The 15588-nt window shown below is 53.7% G+C and carries 13 protein-coding genes; 7 read left to right on the top strand and 6 right to left on the bottom strand.

Translation table 11 applies throughout. From position 1 onward, the window contains the following. Positions 1–92: 92 nt before the first annotated feature. The gene (locus ACSFXJ_RS14270) at positions 93–689 is read left to right on the top strand and encodes a nitroreductase family protein (RefSeq protein WP_435921013.1); all 597 of its coding nucleotides are present in this window, start codon (positions 93–95) and stop codon (positions 687–689) included. Between the two features lie 44 nt (positions 690–733). On the opposite strand, the gene ACSFXJ_RS14265 is transcribed toward ACSFXJ_RS14270, so the two are convergent. Beyond that, on the bottom strand, positions 734–2572 hold the full coding sequence (locus tag ACSFXJ_RS14265) for an ABC transporter substrate-binding protein (RefSeq protein WP_435921012.1): 1839 nt from the start codon (positions 2570–2572) through the stop codon (positions 734–736). A gap of 152 nt (positions 2573–2724) precedes the next feature. Between ACSFXJ_RS14265 and ACSFXJ_RS14260 the strand changes: the two genes are divergently transcribed. Next, a complete protein-coding gene (locus ACSFXJ_RS14260) occupies positions 2725–2976 on the top strand; it encodes a hypothetical protein (protein ID WP_435921011.1) in 252 nt (83 codons plus the stop codon). A 79-nt stretch (positions 2977–3055) separates the two neighbouring features. Here ACSFXJ_RS14260 and ACSFXJ_RS14255 read toward each other — a convergent pair whose 3' ends face one another. From ACSFXJ_RS14255 to ACSFXJ_RS14245, 3 genes are read right to left on the bottom strand one after another with little or no spacing between them, the layout of a single operon-like run. Next, positions 3056–4045 carry a sugar ABC transporter substrate-binding protein gene (locus ACSFXJ_RS14255; protein WP_435921010.1) on the bottom strand — a complete coding sequence of 330 codons (990 nt, stop codon included), beginning with the start codon at positions 4043–4045 and terminating at the stop codon, positions 3056–3058. Beyond that, the gene (locus ACSFXJ_RS14250) at positions 4014–5672 is read right to left on the bottom strand and encodes a response regulator (protein ID WP_435921009.1); all 1659 of its coding nucleotides are present in this window, start codon (positions 5670–5672) and stop codon (positions 4014–4016) included. Before ACSFXJ_RS14250 ends, ACSFXJ_RS14255 begins: the two co-directional genes overlap by 32 nt. Before the next feature lie 3 nt (positions 5673–5675). Then, the gene (locus ACSFXJ_RS14245) at positions 5676–7475 is read right to left on the bottom strand and encodes a sensor histidine kinase (protein WP_435921008.1); all 1800 of its coding nucleotides are present in this window, start codon (positions 7473–7475) and stop codon (positions 5676–5678) included. Between the two features lie 274 nt (positions 7476–7749). Between ACSFXJ_RS14245 and ACSFXJ_RS14240 the strand changes: the two genes are divergently transcribed. The 5 genes from ACSFXJ_RS14240 (at position 7750) to ACSFXJ_RS14220 (ending at position 13684) form a co-directional block, all read left to right on the top strand. Further along, entirely contained in the window at positions 7750–8808 is a 1059-nt protein-coding gene (locus ACSFXJ_RS14240) for an ABC transporter substrate-binding protein (protein WP_435921007.1), read from the top strand. Between the two features lie 119 nt (positions 8809–8927). After that, the gene (locus ACSFXJ_RS14235; RefSeq protein ID WP_435921006.1) at positions 8928–10448 is read left to right on the top strand and encodes a sugar ABC transporter ATP-binding protein; all 1521 of its coding nucleotides are present in this window, start codon (positions 8928–8930) and stop codon (positions 10446–10448) included. Beyond that, entirely contained in the window at positions 10445–11476 is a 1032-nt protein-coding gene (locus tag ACSFXJ_RS14230; protein WP_435921005.1) for an ABC transporter permease, read from the top strand. The genes ACSFXJ_RS14235 and ACSFXJ_RS14230 overlap by 4 nt, the downstream gene beginning before the upstream one ends. Next, complete coding sequence (yjfF, locus tag ACSFXJ_RS14225; protein ID WP_435921004.1) at positions 11469–12437, top strand: galactofuranose ABC transporter, permease protein YjfF; 969 nt, start codon at positions 11469–11471, stop codon at positions 12435–12437. The genes ACSFXJ_RS14230 and yjfF overlap by 8 nt, the downstream gene beginning before the upstream one ends. A gap of 128 nt (positions 12438–12565) precedes the next feature. Further along, positions 12566–13684, top strand: a complete 1119-nt coding sequence (locus ACSFXJ_RS14220; RefSeq protein WP_435921003.1) for an ABC transporter substrate-binding protein — start codon at positions 12566–12568, stop codon at positions 13682–13684. A gap of 93 nt (positions 13685–13777) precedes the next feature. Here ACSFXJ_RS14220 and ACSFXJ_RS14215 read toward each other — a convergent pair whose 3' ends face one another. Then, positions 13778–14755, bottom strand: a complete 978-nt coding sequence (locus ACSFXJ_RS14215) for an electron transfer flavoprotein subunit alpha/FixB family protein (protein WP_435921002.1) — start codon at positions 14753–14755, stop codon at positions 13778–13780. 34 nt (positions 14756–14789) lie between these two features. After that, positions 14790–15557: an electron transfer flavoprotein subunit beta/FixA family protein gene (locus ACSFXJ_RS14210; RefSeq protein WP_435921001.1), complete on the bottom strand. Its 768-nt coding sequence runs from the start codon at positions 15555–15557 to the stop codon at positions 14790–14792. Between the last annotated feature and the right edge of the window lie 31 nt (positions 15558–15588).

The following is a 15588-nucleotide window of genomic DNA, read 5'->3' as shown; positions in this document are numbered from 1 at the left end:
GCTTGCAAACGAATTATAGTTTATGTAGTATAAATTTTGCAGCTACTAAATTTGGGTAAGTAAACATCGTTGGAATAGGAGAGAAGCTAAAAATGAGCCAATTTTTGGACGCAGTCAAAAAAAGACGCAGTGTATACGGGATTAACAAGGACACCAAGGTGTCGGACGCCCGAATTGAGGAAATTATCGGGGAAGCGGTTCTTCATTCGCCGTCCTCTTTTAACTCTCAAAGCGGAAGAGTCGTCGTTCTGTTCGGCGAGCAGCATGACAAGTTTTGGGACATCACCAAAGAAACCCTCCGCAAACTCGTTCCGGCTGACAGCTTTGCACCGACGGAAGAGAAAATGGCCGCTTTCCGCAGCGGACGCGGGACTGTTTTGTTTTTTGAAGATCAAGCCGTCATTGAAGGCCTTCAACAGCAATTCGCCGCATACGCGGAAAACTTCCCGGTATGGTCTCAACAATCCAGCGGCATGTTGCAATATGTTGTCTGGACCGCTCTGGCGGTAGAAGGCGTCGGCGCGTCGTTGCAGCACTACAATCCGCTTGTTGACGAGCAAGTGGCCAAGGAATGGAATGTTCCTGCGAGCTGGAAACTGATTGCGCAAATGCCGTTCGGCAATATTGCCGCCGAGCCGGGCGAAAAACAATTCGCTCCGTTGGACAGCCGCTTGAAAGTGTTCAAATAAGATAAGGGCAACCTTAGAAAAAAAGCGTTTGGCGACAATCGTCGTCAAACGCTTTTTGCCATTTGGACCTCATGCTCTTGCCGCTCTTCCCGCTCCGTTGCCGAAGTCAGCCAGATGTCCTTGAAATCCATCCAGCCCAGATTATTGATTATCAATCCGCGGACGGAAGGGTGGACGTAAGTATTTAGCTTCTGATGAAACAAAAACAGCAATTGGGCTTCGTCGTGCAGCCGATTTTCGATTTGCTGCAATAAAGCGCGCCGCTTGGCCTTCGACGGTGAAGCATAGATTTCGTCGACCAGGCCGTAAATCCATTTTTTCAAACCCGGTTGGAGATGCTGGTTGATGATGCTGTTCTTCTGGAGAAAGGTTTCAAGCTCGCATATTTCATCATCCGCAAAAACGAGACACATCAATACGGCATCGGCCTCCATAGCGGTTTCCGGATAAGTGAGGGAATACTTTTTTTCGTAGCGGATATCGACCGGGATACCGATGGACTCGCATTGCTCCCGTATCCATTCGGCGTCCTCGCATTCCGATTCTCCGGCGATCAGCCGCAACGGGGTGCCGTCGTAACCGGACTGCTCAAGCAGCCGCTTGGCAGCCTCGGGATCATGCCAATGCACGCCGAACGCCGTTTCTTCTTGCGGCAAAAAGCTGCGCGCCGGATAGCCCTGCTTGCCGGAATGCAAGATCAAGCCGGAGCGGTCCATAATGAGATTGACGGCTTGCCGGAAGGAAAGGGACTGGTGAGGTCCGTCTTTGTTACGATTCCATGAGATCAGGCTGCAGCCTTTGCTGAGCGTTTCGATCCGGGCCCAATCGCTGCCCGCTTTAGCGGGAAACCGGGAATCATTCGCTACGAGATGTTCCCATTTCAACTTGGATACGTTCGGGATGTCATCGGGCATAAAAATGAGCTTGACTCCGTCCAGATAAGCCCTGCCCAAAAAGTAACCTTCATTGACGGCGAGCTCCATCCGGCTGGCACTCCAATGCACCATTCTGAACGGCCCCGTTCCGCTGGGCAGGTCCGGACTTTCGCTGCCTGTTAAGCCGACTTTATCCGCCGGAACGATGGAAGCGCAGGAGGAGCACATGAGCCGCGGGAATAGCGCGTTCGGTTGGCGAAGGATGACTTTAACCGTTCTCGGATCCACCGCAACCGCCCGCTCCATCGTTTCCACGAGCCAGGAGTTCATGGAAGACCTCATTCGTTCCAGTGTAAACACAACGTCATCCGCAGCGAGCATTTTACCGTGATGAAACTGGACTCCCTTGCGCAAATAAAACGTCCATTCCGTTCCCGATTCATTGCTTTCCCAATGGTGGGCGAGCTTCGGGGTGATTTGTTCCCGTTCCGAATCGTATTCCAAAAGCCGGTCGAATATCTGCCGAACAAGGTGGGAATCAAAGCCGAAGTATAGCTCGGAAGGATCGAGCGTAGCGGGAGCCCGATAGACGGGAAGGCAGAAGACGTCCCTGTCGGGAGAATCCGCCGCGGCTCTTTCCACGCCGAACTTGCCGTTCAGCCATTTGATAAACTGATCAAAGATCGGTTTATCCTCTTCGTATTGATGGAGGAACTCGAAGGCCGTCCGGTATTCCCCTTTTTGCGAAAGACGTTTGGCAAACTCCAGCAGAAACGGCTCACGCTCCACTTTGAAGCGGATGCGCGACCGGTTCCCGCGTCCGCGACCGGGCAGCCAATCGATCAAGTTCTCTTCCTGGAGCTTGCGTACGATCAGCTTGACGTTCCGTTCCGTACAATGGAAAAGCCCGGTCAATTCCTCAAGCGCGACTTCGAATTCATCGCGATCCCGGTTTCCCGGCCCCGCAAAATGGTTCAGCAGGGTAAAATACCGTTCCTCCGTAAGCATTGAACAACCTCCTCATAAGCTCATGACACCCTTGTTCCTCGAAAAGGGGAAATACGTTTTTCATAGTGTACACTTTTTCTTCCCCGTTTTGAAGCAGATAATGGAAAAAAAGATCGCAAAAAGAAACGGTGGTAAGAGAGGAGCTTGCGCAAATGATGAACTACGAGGAATATTTCAGACGTGAAAGGGAACTGGAGAGGTTTCATGATCCGCGTAACCATCCTATGAGGATACCCGCAGAGTGCAACCAACAGAAAATGATCGCACCGGCAGATAGAAACCGGCATCATTGGTTAGCCGGGTTGACCGATATATGGGGGCAGTTGAAAAGAAGAGGGGAGAATAAAAGAGGAATGCAAAGTAAAATCGGAGGAAACCGGCAAAATGCGTCAGGAAAAACCTAGCGCGTTGAATTACCCGCTCGCTTGGCTCATTTTCACTCGCAGATGAATGGCCTAACAAAGCGGGTGATTTAATTCATTCCTATGAATCGGAGCTGTGGATGACTATTTTTCCGGTATCGGTGAAAGGGGGGACGGGTTCTCCCCGGGCCGCTTGGAGGAGATTGCCGATCAGCAGCTTGCCCCAGCTTTCTTCGTTTTGCGATAGAACGGAGGTGATCTGGCCGTTGCTCAGGCTTTCCTTCATTTCGGGCGTCATGTTGAAGGCGACGGCGTAGCGGCTAAGGCCCTTGGCTTTCCAGACGAGAACCGAGGTGGAACTGGAAATAAGGTCTATGGACACCAGAGCATCAAAATGCGGGTGGGCGTCGATCATCGCTTCAAGATCGGTCAGCGCTTTGTCGCTGTCTCCATCGTTATGTCGGACTTCAAGCACTTGAATGCGGGTTTCGTCCCGCAGGTAATCCAGCAGTCCCTGAAGCCGCTCCTGATGAAGCTCCATACGCTGTACGCCGGATTCGACCAGAAGCATACCCTTGTCTTTCATTATTTGCTTGATGATTTTGCCCATTTGAACGCCCGCTTCAACGTTATCGGTACCGATAAAAGCAGACCGCTTGCTGTCCTTCACATCCGATTCAAAACAGATGACGGGGATGCCGGCCAGAACCGCCTTGTTGATCACGGACGCCAGGGCCGATGAATCGATAGGCGAGATGGCGATGGCGTCCACTTTCTGCTGGATCATCGTCTCCATCATATGGATTTGCTGTTCCAGGTTTATCGCTTCAGGCGCTTTTACGACAAGCCGGACTCTTTCGGGGATCGCGGCCTCTTCCGTCAAGCGGGTAATCTCTTCATAAAACGGATGCGCCATCGGGTAAATGATACCGAAGGTATAGAGCGGCGCCTGATTTATGGACGTTTCCGACGGAAGCGAGGAGATGCGAGAGGAGCCGGGGTCCGGCTGTTCTTGGCATCCTGCCAGCACGACCGCCGATACCGCCATGAGCCCCAAAGCGAATGCTAATAATTTGATATTATGAAAAAGACGAGGCCTGTTCATTTTCATCTTGCTCTCCTTCCGATATCCCGAAAGAAACCGCCGTTGTTGGCAATGCGCCTTGTTTCCGAAATTCCGTCGTCGTCATGCCGGTAACCCGCTTGAATAAGTTGGAAAAGTAATGCGGATCGCTATAACCGACCCGGAAAGCGATTTCATAAGTTTTGGCCTGAGTGGACTGAAGAAGCTCCATTGCTTTATTGATCCGGGTTTGCGTCAAAAACTCGATGAACGTCTGCCCCGTTTCCTGACTGAAAATTTTGCTGAGGTGGCTGGGACTCATGTTGATGGATTCTGCGGCGTCCTGCAAGGAGATATGATCCTTATCGTAGTTGGAAGTGATGTATTCCTTCACCCGAAGCAGCAGATGGGCATAGCGGTCGGAGGCATGGGAGCGCAAGTGCCAGAAATGCTCGACCAGCCTGGTTAAATAATGGCATGCCTCTTCCCAGGTACGAATCGATTCAATCGAATGCTGAAAATCCGTTAAGCTTTGCCTTGCGGCTTCAGGCCCTCTGTACAATTCCTCGGCGGTTTTGAAAACCTCAAGCGTAAGATCGTTCAAAATATAATAGCCGGTAAGCGAAGCGTTCCAGTCGACCTGAGCAAGCGCGGAAGCAAACCCGGGGATAAAGGATTCCAGCTGCCGGGGGGTTCCGATTTTAAGAAACTGTATAAATGCCTGACGATCCAGTAAAATACTGTGGTGGATCGAGCTTCGCGTCGCCTCCAGCAAATTTCGCCGGTTTTGCCGCTTCAGCCGCTGCCAGTAAAGAGATTCCTCCGCCTCCAAAAAAGAAAGATGTATTCCCTGGAGCCGCTCTTGTACCGAACCGATTCCTAGGGATAAGGCATAGCATTGAGGTTGGGCTTCCATCTTTTCCTGTATCTCCCGAAACGGCCGGAGTAAGATCTCCAACGTTTCCGCAGTTTCGCCCTTCGCGATCCATACCGTCTTCGTCAGGCTGGACCGGTATTCCAAAAAGTGCTCCCGTTGCTCATCGACAACCCGCTTCAACGCTAACAAGGCGGTATCCGTATCCAAACGGTCGTAATCCTCGGCGGAATGTCGCTGATCGATTAAAACGACGGCATAGCAGTGGGCCACGAGCCTGAGCGATAAGGCCTCCGCGGTTTGAATCGCCTCCGTCGCGGACAGAAGGCCGCCGCACAAATCGCTGAGCAGCTTTTGCCTGGACAGTTCGGTCTTCTCAAGCTCCCGCTGTTTCAAGCCTGCCAACTGTTCCTTTTCGCTTCGTTCCTTATCGATTTTGTCGCTAACCCTGCGAAGCAGCCTCATCAGATCCGAGGAACTGATCGGCTTGAGGCAGTATTCCACTACGCCCATACTGAGCGCTTCCCGCGCATATTCGAATTCCTCGTGCCCGCTTAAAATGATGATTTTCACGTCCGGCATTCTGTTGCGTACGATTTTGCTCAGCTCAAGTCCGTTCATGAACGGCATCTTGATATCCGTAATCAGAATATCGGGCTTCAGCTGCTCGATCATCGGCAGGGCCATCTCGCCGTCGGAGGCGTCTCCCAAATACTTGAACCCGTCCCGTTCCCAATGAATACAGTCCCGAATCGTTTCTCTGATCAGGATTTCATCATCGACGAGCAGTACTTTTTTCATCCGTTAGTCCCCCGCTTTCATCGGAATGGATATGGTCACAATCGTGCCCTCTTGCGGGGCGCTGTCGATCCGAACCCCGTATTGATCCCCGTAAAAAAGCTTGATCCGCTGATGCACATTATGGAGCCCGAATCCGCCCGACACCTCTTCTCCGGTCTCCTCAGGCATCCGGCGGTTAAGCAGATTCCGCCGCAGCTGCTCCAGTTTCTCCGGCGTCATTCCGCAGCCGTTGTCCTGAACGGTGAGGAGGAGGTCGCGAGTCCCCGCCTTCCTGGCGCTGACCGTAATCCGTCCTTTTCCGCGCTTGTTCTTGATGCCGTGGTAAAGCGCGTTTTCCACGATCGGCTGAAGCGTCATTTTGAGGACGGAACAAGATCCGAGCTCGGGGTCCGCCTCGATTTCATAGTCGAGTATATCGCGGTACCGCATTTGCTGGATGACCAGATAACTGTGGACGTGCTCGATTTCTTTTTCGAGAGTGATCCAGTCCCGGCCCTTGCTCAGGCTGATCCGGAACAGGCGGGAGAGCGATTCCACCAGGGTGATGACCCGGTCGTTTTTTCCCGCTTCCGCCATCCAGAGGATCGAATCCAGCGTATTGTACAGAAAGTGAGGATTGATTTGGGCTTGCAGCGCCCTGAGCTCCGCCTTTTTGATCTCCTCCTGCTCGCGGATGTTTTGTTCGAGCAGGTTTTTTATTTTTCCAAGCATAATGTTAAAGCTCCGGCCCAAATCGGCGATTTCATCCTTACCCGACGGGGTGACCTTCGAGTCGAGGAAACCGGACGCCGCGAGCTTCATTTTTTTCTTCAGCAGCTGTAGCGGACGCGTGAGCCGGGAAGATATGAAAAAATGCAGCGAAACGGCAAAAAGAATGCTTAGCGCTACGCTGACGATAATGAGCTGACGAATCGAATCGGCCTCTTTGACGATTTCCTGCAGGGGAACCTGACCGATAATTTTCCACCCCGTGGCTTGCGAGGAAGAGGCGAAAATAAATTTCGGCAAGCCTTTAGTCTTATCGACATAGCTGCTTAAAGAGCCCGAAGCCATGGCGGATAGGATGTCTCGACCCGGAAGAACGCCGTCCCGGTCCAGCCGGTCGGGGGTAAATATCGGACGGCCGCTGCCGTCGATGACATAAAAAAAGCCCGTGTCGCCAATGACAACCTCGTCACAAAACCGGCCCACCGCAGAGTCGTCAACGTCAATAATGATAAAACCGATCACTTCGTGCGTGATCCGCTGCTTTACGGCGGCCATAATGGAAATCCCGGGCTTCTCCTGCAATCCGTCGACCCGGTCCAGCGGCTCGGAGTCGAGCGGCGGGATGTTAAGCACGGAATCGGGGTGGTTGATCAAATAGGCGAAATGAGGATTGCGCAGCGGATTTTTGTCCAGTTGAAACACACCTCGCCGTTCGCTAATGCCTCTTCCGTATAAATTGATCATCGTAATATTGCGGACGCTCTCGTATTTGTAGGTTTGGCGGTACGAATCTATCGTTCTTAAAATCTCTTTGGCATCTTCGTAGGTATCGCTTTGCGAATATAGAAAATGGAGCGCCCTTGGATGACTCCCGAGTTCCAGCAATTTGCCGCTGTCGGTGAACAGGGTTTCCAGGCTTTGAGCCAATTGGTCCGCGGTGAGCACCGCGCTGGCTTTGCTGTTTTCATAGACGGTGTTGTATGACTTCTGATAAGAAACCAACCCGATTCCTATTAACGGGATGACGGTCAAACACAGGAACATCATCAGCAGCTTGGCGCGCAGGCTGGAGGAGATCCAGTTGATCAGCTTCATCGGACGTCTGCCTTTCGAATGGAGAATAACGGCATCGGGTACACCAAAACCTTCTCTTTTGTTCCAAATTATGACGGATCGCCTATGAAAACGCAATCATTAATAAAAAATTGAACCATCGGCACAAAAAAACAAATGACGTTCCTGCTCAGCGGGAAATTCCGCCGAAAAAAAGCCACCGGCAAGCGATGAAACTCCGTATCTTCCCGAAATGGAAGCGTTTTATAATCGAGACACGCCAGGCTATGGTGAACCAAAAAGGGGAGGAAACAAAATGAATTCGTTCAAAAAATCGGGCTTGATTCTGGCCGCTTCATTAATGCTGTTGTTCTCGGCTGCCTGCGGCGGGGACAACGGGTCCGGAGGAAACGCGAAGGAGCCCGCAAACGGCGGAAATCAGCCGACGCAAGCGGGGGCGGAAAGCAATGGGGATCAAAAAGACGGATCGGCAGATAAAAAGATCACGCTCGGATTTTCGCAGGTAGGCGCAGAAAGCGGCTGGAGAACGGCCAATACGAAATCGATCCAGGATTCGGCCAAAGAAGCCGGGTTCGATCTGAAATTTTCCGATGCGCAGCAAAAACAGGAAAACCAGATCAAAGCGCTCCGCACCTTTATCCAGCAAAAAGTGGACGTCATCGCCTTTTCTCCGGTCGTGGAGTCCGGCTGGGACACCGTCCTGAAAGAAGCGAAGGATGCCGGCATTCCGGTCATTTTGACCGACCGGGCCGTGGATTCTGCGGACACCTCGCTGTATGAAACGTTCATCGGCTCGGACTTTGTCGAAGAAGGCCGTCGCGCCGGGCAATGGCTTGTGGATCAATATAAGGATTCCACGGAAGAAATTAATATTGTGGAACTGCAAGGGACGACGGGCTCCGCACCGGCCATCGACCGTCAAAAGGGTTTTGCCGAAGTGATTGCTTCCAACCCGAATCTGAAGGTGATCGCTTCGCAAACCGGCGATTTCACCCGGGCCAAAGGGAAAGAAGTCATGCAGGCGTTCCTGAAGGCTCACAAGAAGATCGACGTGCTGTACGCCCATAACGACGACATGGGACTCGGTGCGATTCAGGCTATCGAAGCGGCCGGACTGAAGCCGGGCGTAGACATCAAGATCATTACCGTGGATGGGGTAAAAGACGGATTCGTCGCGGCCAGCGAAGGCAAAATCAATTTCATCGTGGAATGCAATCCGCTGCTCGGTCCCCAACTGATGCAAGCGGTGCAAGATGTGGTTGACGGCAAGGAAGTGGAGAAGCGGATCGTCACGGAAGAAGGCGTATTTACGTCCGAGGATGCCAAACGGGAACTGCCAAATCGCCAATATTAAGCGGGTTCGTTCGAGTGGCCCTGCGTAAAAATTGCAAGTAACGGGAGGGAGGGCAGCTTCGCGAGGGGGATGGAACTTCGCCGGAGCTGCCTGTTCTCTTGGAGGGGAGATAAGAGCAGATGAAGGAACTGCAACCGATATTGCAAATGACCGGGATCCAAAAGCAGTTTCCCGGCGTAAAAGCCTTGAGCGGAGTGGATTTTCGTTTGTTTCCCGGCGAGGTGCATGCGCTGATGGGCGAAAATGGAGCGGGGAAGTCGACGTTGATCAAAGTGCTGACCGGCGTTTATAACGCCGATATGGGAAGCGTTGAGATGGATGGACGGGCCCTTTCGGTGCACAGCCCCCAGGAAGCGCAGCGCGCCGGAATCAGCACCGTCTATCAGGAGGTGAATCTGTGCCCGAATCTGTCGGTCGCGGAAAATATATTCATCGGCAACGAGCCTAGCCGCATGGGGCGGATCCGCTGGAAAGAAATGAACCGGAATGCCGAACAGCTGCTTCAGGAAAGGCTTCATCTCCAGATCGACGTGACCCGGCCGCTGGAGTCCTATTCGGTGGCGGTGCAGCAATTGATCGCCATCGCCCGGGCGTTAAGCATCTCAGCCAAGGTATTGATTCTGGATGAACCGACCTCCAGCTTGGATCAAAGCGAGGTAAAGCAGTTGTTCGACATTATGAGAAAGCTGAAGCAGGATGGGCTCGCCATTTTGTTCGTCACGCATTTTCTGGATCAGGTTTACGAGGTATCGGACCGGATTACGATTTTGCGGGGCGGGGAATTCATTGGAGAGTATCCCGTTGCGGATTTGCCGCGAATCGAACTGGTTTCGAAAATGATCGGCAAGGAATTGGGGATGCTGGAGACGCTTCCGAATTTGGCGGATAGCGGCGGCAGCCATCATGGCGATGTCATGTTGGAAGCCGTGGGACTTGGACGGCAAGGAGCGATCGAGCCGTTCGACATGCGCATCCATCAGGGCGAGGTGCTCGGCTTGGCCGGGCTGCTGGGCTCGGGTCGGACCGAAATGGCCCGGCTGTTCTTTGGGGCGGACCGATCGGACAGGGGGAGTCTCCGGATTGGGGGACGTGCCGGGAGCATCCATACGCCAAGACAGGCGATCGATCAGGGCGTTGCCTTTTGTTCCGAGAACCGGAAAACGGAAGGCATAATCGACGATTTGACGGTCCGGGAAAATATCGTGTTGGCGCTTCAGGCTTCCAAGGGGTGGTTCCGGAAAATTCCGCGGAAGCGGCAGAAAGAAATTGCGGAGGCGTATATTTCTCTGCTGAACATCAATCCGCGTGACCCGGAGCAGCTGATCCGTCATCTCAGCGGTGGCAATCAGCAAAAAGTGTTGCTTGCCCGTTGGTTGCTGACGGAGCCGAAGCTGCTTATCCTGGATGAGCCGACCCGGGGGATTGATATCGGTGCGAAGGCGGAAATCCAAAAGCTGGTGCTTTCGCTCGCGCAAAAGGGAGTGTCGGTGCTCTTCATTTCTTCCGAGCTTGAAGAAGTGCTGCGGGTAAGTCAAAGGATCGTCGTGCTTAGGGACCGCCGGAAGGTGAAAGAAATGACGGGGCCGGAAATGAATCAGCAACAAGTGATGCAGGCGATAGCAGGAGGGGATATGGGATGATGAAGCATCGTTTGTTTTGGCCGTTCATGGTGCTTGTCGCGTTATTGTTGTTTAATTTGATCTATTCGCCGGATTTTTTCTCGATCAAGATGCGGGACGGGCATCTGTACGGAAGCATGATTGATATTTTGAATTTCGGTTCACCGCTGATCCTGGTAGCGATCGGCATGACGCTGGTGATCGCTACCGGCGGCATCGACCTGTCGGTCGGTTCGGTCGTGGCGATTACGGGAGCGATGGCCTGTCTCAGCATCAGCCGGGCGAACGACCAAAACGGATTGGCCGCCGTGCTTGCTGCGGTCGGTCTTGCGCTTGTTTTGTCAGCTTTGCTGGGCCTATGGAACGGATTTCTCGTGGCCCGCATCGGCATTCAGCCGATTATCGCCACGTTGATCTTGATGGTCGCCGGCAGGGGTATCGCCCAATTGATCACGGGCGGGCAAATCATTACCGTGCTCAGCCCCAAATATCAATACATCGGTGCGGGCTCCTTGCTGACGCTTCCGTTTTCGATCTTTGTCGTCGCGGCGATGTTCGGAATCGCCTCGTTGCTCACCCGAAAAACCGCGCTCGGGCTATTTATCGAGGCGGTCGGCTGCAAGCCGACGGCCAGCCGGCTGGCGGGCGTCCGTTCACGGACGGTGATGCTGGCCGTGTACATGTTCTGCGGGTTGTGCGCGGGTATCGCCGGGCTGCTTCTCAGTTCCAACGTTTCCAGCGCTGACGGCAACAATGCCGGACTCTGGTACGAGCTCGACGCGATTCTGGCCGTCGTCATCGGAGGAACCTCTTTGACCGGCGGTCGCTTTTATCTGGCCGGAACGCTGGTCGGCGCGCTGATCATTCAGACGTTGACGACGACGATATACATGGTGGGCGTACCCCCGGAAATTACGCTGGTGGTCAAAGCGCTGGTCGTCCTGGCTGTTTGCCTGGTCCAATCCGAGAAATTCCGCGGATTGCTGCGCCGTCGTCCGAATGCGGGCCGTTCGCAAACTTTAAATCCGGAGGTGAAGCGGCATGCTTAAACGCCAGTACATTCCGCTATGGGTAACGATCGGCTTGTTTTTGCTGATTTTTATCGTCGGTTCCTTCCGGTATACGGGATTCTTTTCCATGCAGGTGCTGCTGAACCTGCTGATCGACAACGCGTTTCTCCTGATCGCGGCCGTCGGCATGACGTTCGTGATCGTTTCCGGCGGAATCGACTTGTCCGTGGGCTCCATGATCGCTTTGACGACGATGGTCTCCGCCAGCTTGCTGCAGCAAGGATGGCCGCCGGTGATCGTCATTTTGCTGGTCTTGATCATTGGCGTACTGTTCGGAACCGCCATGGGAGCCATCATTCATTACTTTAACATCCAGCCGTTCATCGTAACCCTGGCGGGCATGTTCCTGGCCCGTGGCCTTTGTTACGTCATCAGCGTTAATACGATTACGATCGATAATGCTTTTTACACGGCGGCTGCCCAGACGAAGATCATGCTCCCGGGCGGAAGCTTCATCTCGATCAGCGTCCTGATTGCGCTGGCCGTGGTGCTTATGGGGATCTATCTGGCCCATTATACGAAATTCGGCCGCAACACGTATGCTATCGGCGGCAGCGAACCGTCCTCGATGCTGATGGGATTGCCTGTGGCGCGCACGAAAATGATGGTGTTCGGCTTCAGCGGCTTTTGCTCCGCTTTGGCTGGCGTGGTGTTTACCTTCTACATGCTGTCAGGATATGGGTTGCATGCTAACGGTATGGAGCTCGATGTCATCGCTGCGGTCGTGATCGGAGGAACGCTTCTCACCGGAGGCGTCGGTTACGTGGTCGGCACTTTCTTCGGCGTCTTGATCCAGGGCGTTATCCAGACGATCATCAGTTTTGAAGGGACGCTCAGCTCCTGGTGGACGCGGATCGTGATCGGCGCGCTTTTGTTGCTGTTCATTCTGCTTCAAAGGCTGCTTGGTGAACGGCGACTGGCCGGGCGGAGCTCAGGATAAGGGAGAGACGATAACGGAGCAGTAAAGAAAAAACCTGAAGCGGCCGCATCAGGTTTTTTCGCTCTTTTCTTCATTGGGAGCATGTGGTAAGAATGGCATATAGATATTTAAATAGGGAGGCCGGCAGTTTGATCAAACAAAATCCAAGATATTTACGGGCGCAATTTTTCAGACGCTTCTATGTACATACCTTGCTCCCCCCTTTTATGCTGTTCTTATTTGCCGCCGTTATTGCCATTCTGGCGGGCTGCGAATCCACCTCGGGATCTCCAACTTCGCCCGCAGGAGCCGAAACCGCGGATGGGGCGTCCCTAACCTATTCGGCCGGATTGACGCCGGACGAGGGGCCGTTCAGTACGGGTAAGCGTCAGATCCTGCTGGGTTTTTCCCAACTGGGCACCGAGAGCGACTGGCGCAACGCAAACAGCCAATCGGTCAAGGAAGCGGCGAAGGAAGCCGGAATCGAGTTGATTTTTGAAAATGCCGAACAGTCCCAAAAAAAGCAGTTTGAAGCGGTACGCAGCTTTATTTCCCGGAAGGTCGACGTGATTGCGATCGCCCCGGTCGTTCAATCCGGCTGGGATCCTATTTTAGATGAGGCGCAGCAGGCGGGAATCCCGGTTATCATCGTGGACAGGGCGGTCGATGTGGAGGACGCGTCGAAATACGTGACCCTTATCGGCTCGGATTTTTATGAGGAAGGGGTCAAAGCGGGGAAATTTCTGGTGGACAAAATGGCAGGGACGGTAGGACCGGTCGGTATCGTGGAGTTGAAGGGGACGGCGGGCTCCACCCCGTCCATCGACCGGGGCCGGGGGTTTGCGGATACGCTTCGGGAACAAGCCAAGTTTCAGGTGTTGCAGAGCGAGTACGCCGATTTTACCTATGAGCAAGGAAGGGAAGTCATGACATCGTTTCTGCAAGAGTTCGGAAACGGGATAAACGTGCTATATTCCCATAATGATGACATGGCGCTGGGCGCGATTGAAGCGATTGAAGCGTACGGATTGAAGCCGGGGAAGGACATCGTGATCATATCCGTCGACGGAACGCGCAGGGCGCTGGAAAAAATGATCGCGGGAAAAATCAATGCTGTTGTGGAATGTAACCCGCTCTTGGGGCCGAACCTGATGCAAGCGGTGAATGAATTGATGGAAGGGCGCACGCTGCCCAAAAAAATCGTCACCCCGGAAAGCGTCTTTACCGAAGTCACCGCGGAATTGGAAATCAATAACCGCAGATATTAGATCCGGAAGACTCATAGATAATGAGAAACCCAACATCCGATCGACGCGGGTTTCTCGAAAATCCGGAGGCTCCATGGTTCCTGTCCACTTGATCTATTGAAGTGCCTGTTTGAATTCCTGCGTCAATAACGGGACGACTTCGAACAAATCACCAACGATGCCGTAATCGGCCACTTTGAATATCGGTGCCTCCGGGTCTTTGTTGATGGCGATAATGATCCGAGACTGGCTCATCCCGGCCAGATGCTGGATTGCGCCGCTAATGCCGCAAGCGATGTAGATTTCGGGCGTGACCACCTTCCCGGTCTGCCCGATCTGCAGGGCATAATCGCAGTAGCCCGCATCGCAGGCCCCGCGAGAAGCGCCGACCGCGCCGCCGAGCACCTCGGCCAGTTCCTCGAGCGGCTTGAAGCCGTCCTCGCTTTTGACGCCCCGACCTCCCGAGATAACGACTTTGGCCTCGGTCAAATCGATTTTGCCTGCCGCCTTGCGGACAACGTTTTTGACGACCGAACGTAAGGAAGACGCAGGCGTATAGTCGAAAGGCACGATTTCGGCCGGCGCGGCAACGGGGGCCGCAGGAGGAATATTATTGGGCCGCAAGGTGATCACGCCTCTGCCGTCACCGGTCAGCTTTTTCTGCTCGAAAGCTTTGCCGGCATAGATGGGGCGCGTGTAAAGGATGGCGTCATCCACTTTATCGATGGCCGAAACGTCGGAGATTTGCCCGAGCTGCCAACGCGAAGCGACCATCGGAGCAAGGTCCCGTCCGACCGTAGTGTGGCCGAACAACACGACATCGGGCTGCAGGGCTTCAAGCACCTGGGAAAGGGCGGAAAAATGAGCTTCCGCCAAATACGAATTCAGATCGGGATGGTCGATCACGTGGACTTGGCCTTCAAAGTAACGGGCCAGTTCTTCGGCGGTTCCGTCAAGCCCGGAACCAATCAGCACGGCGGCTGTCCGGTCCCCGTCTTGCCGGGCCAACGACACCGCATGAAGCGCTTCCAACGAAACCTGACGAAGCTTGCCGTCACGGGTTTCGGCCACGATCACATACGTTTTACTCATAGGAGATTCCTCCTCGAATAGGTTAGCGATTGGGTCAAAGGACGTTGGCTTCGGTTTTCAAACGCTGAACGAGTTCCGCGGCCTGATCCGGCAAGCTTCCCTGCAGGATGACCCCGGCTTTACGCGATGGCGGGCTGAAAAGGGCAGTACGCTCCGTCTTCGGGGAAATGGCTGCGGGTTCAACGCCGAGATCTTCCGGGCTCAAGTGATGGAACGGCTTTTTCTTTGCTTTCATGATTCCGGGAAGGGAAGGGTAACGAGGTTCGTTTAACCCCTGCTGGGCGGTAAATACCCCCGGCAAGGAAGTTTCGACCGTTTCGCTGTCGCCCTCGGCGTCGCGAACCGCAACGGCCTTTCCGCCGGAAATCTCAAGCTTGACGATCGCCGAGGTATGAGGAATGTCTAGCAGCTGGGCGAGGCGAATGGCGACCTGGCCCGCTCCGTTATCGACCGAAAAAAAGCCGCCGAGGATCAAATCGAAAGCTTGATTCTTGAAATAGGCGTCAAGCAGGGCGGAAACGACGAATTCATCGGTTTGCAAGCCATCGTCCGAAATAAGCACCGCCTCGTCGGCACCCATGGCGAGTGCGGTCCGCAACGCTTCCGCGGTCCTTTCGGGGCCGACGGAGACGACGGTCACATTTCCGCCGTGCTGTTCTTTCAGACGCAGCGCTTCTTCCACGGCGTATTCGTCGTAAGGATTGATGATATACTTCACGCCTTCGTCGCTGACGGCACCGTTTTGAATGACGATTTTTTCCTCCGTTTCAAAGGTTTGCTTCAGGATCACGAATAGATTCATTATGCAAATCTCCTCTCAACCTAGGATAAAA

Source organism: Paenibacillus salivarius, from assembly GCF_051307165.1.
GTDB lineage: Bacteria > Bacillota > Bacilli > Paenibacillales > Paenibacillaceae > Fontibacillus.
This window is presented reverse-complemented; position numbering and strand designations above follow the sequence as displayed.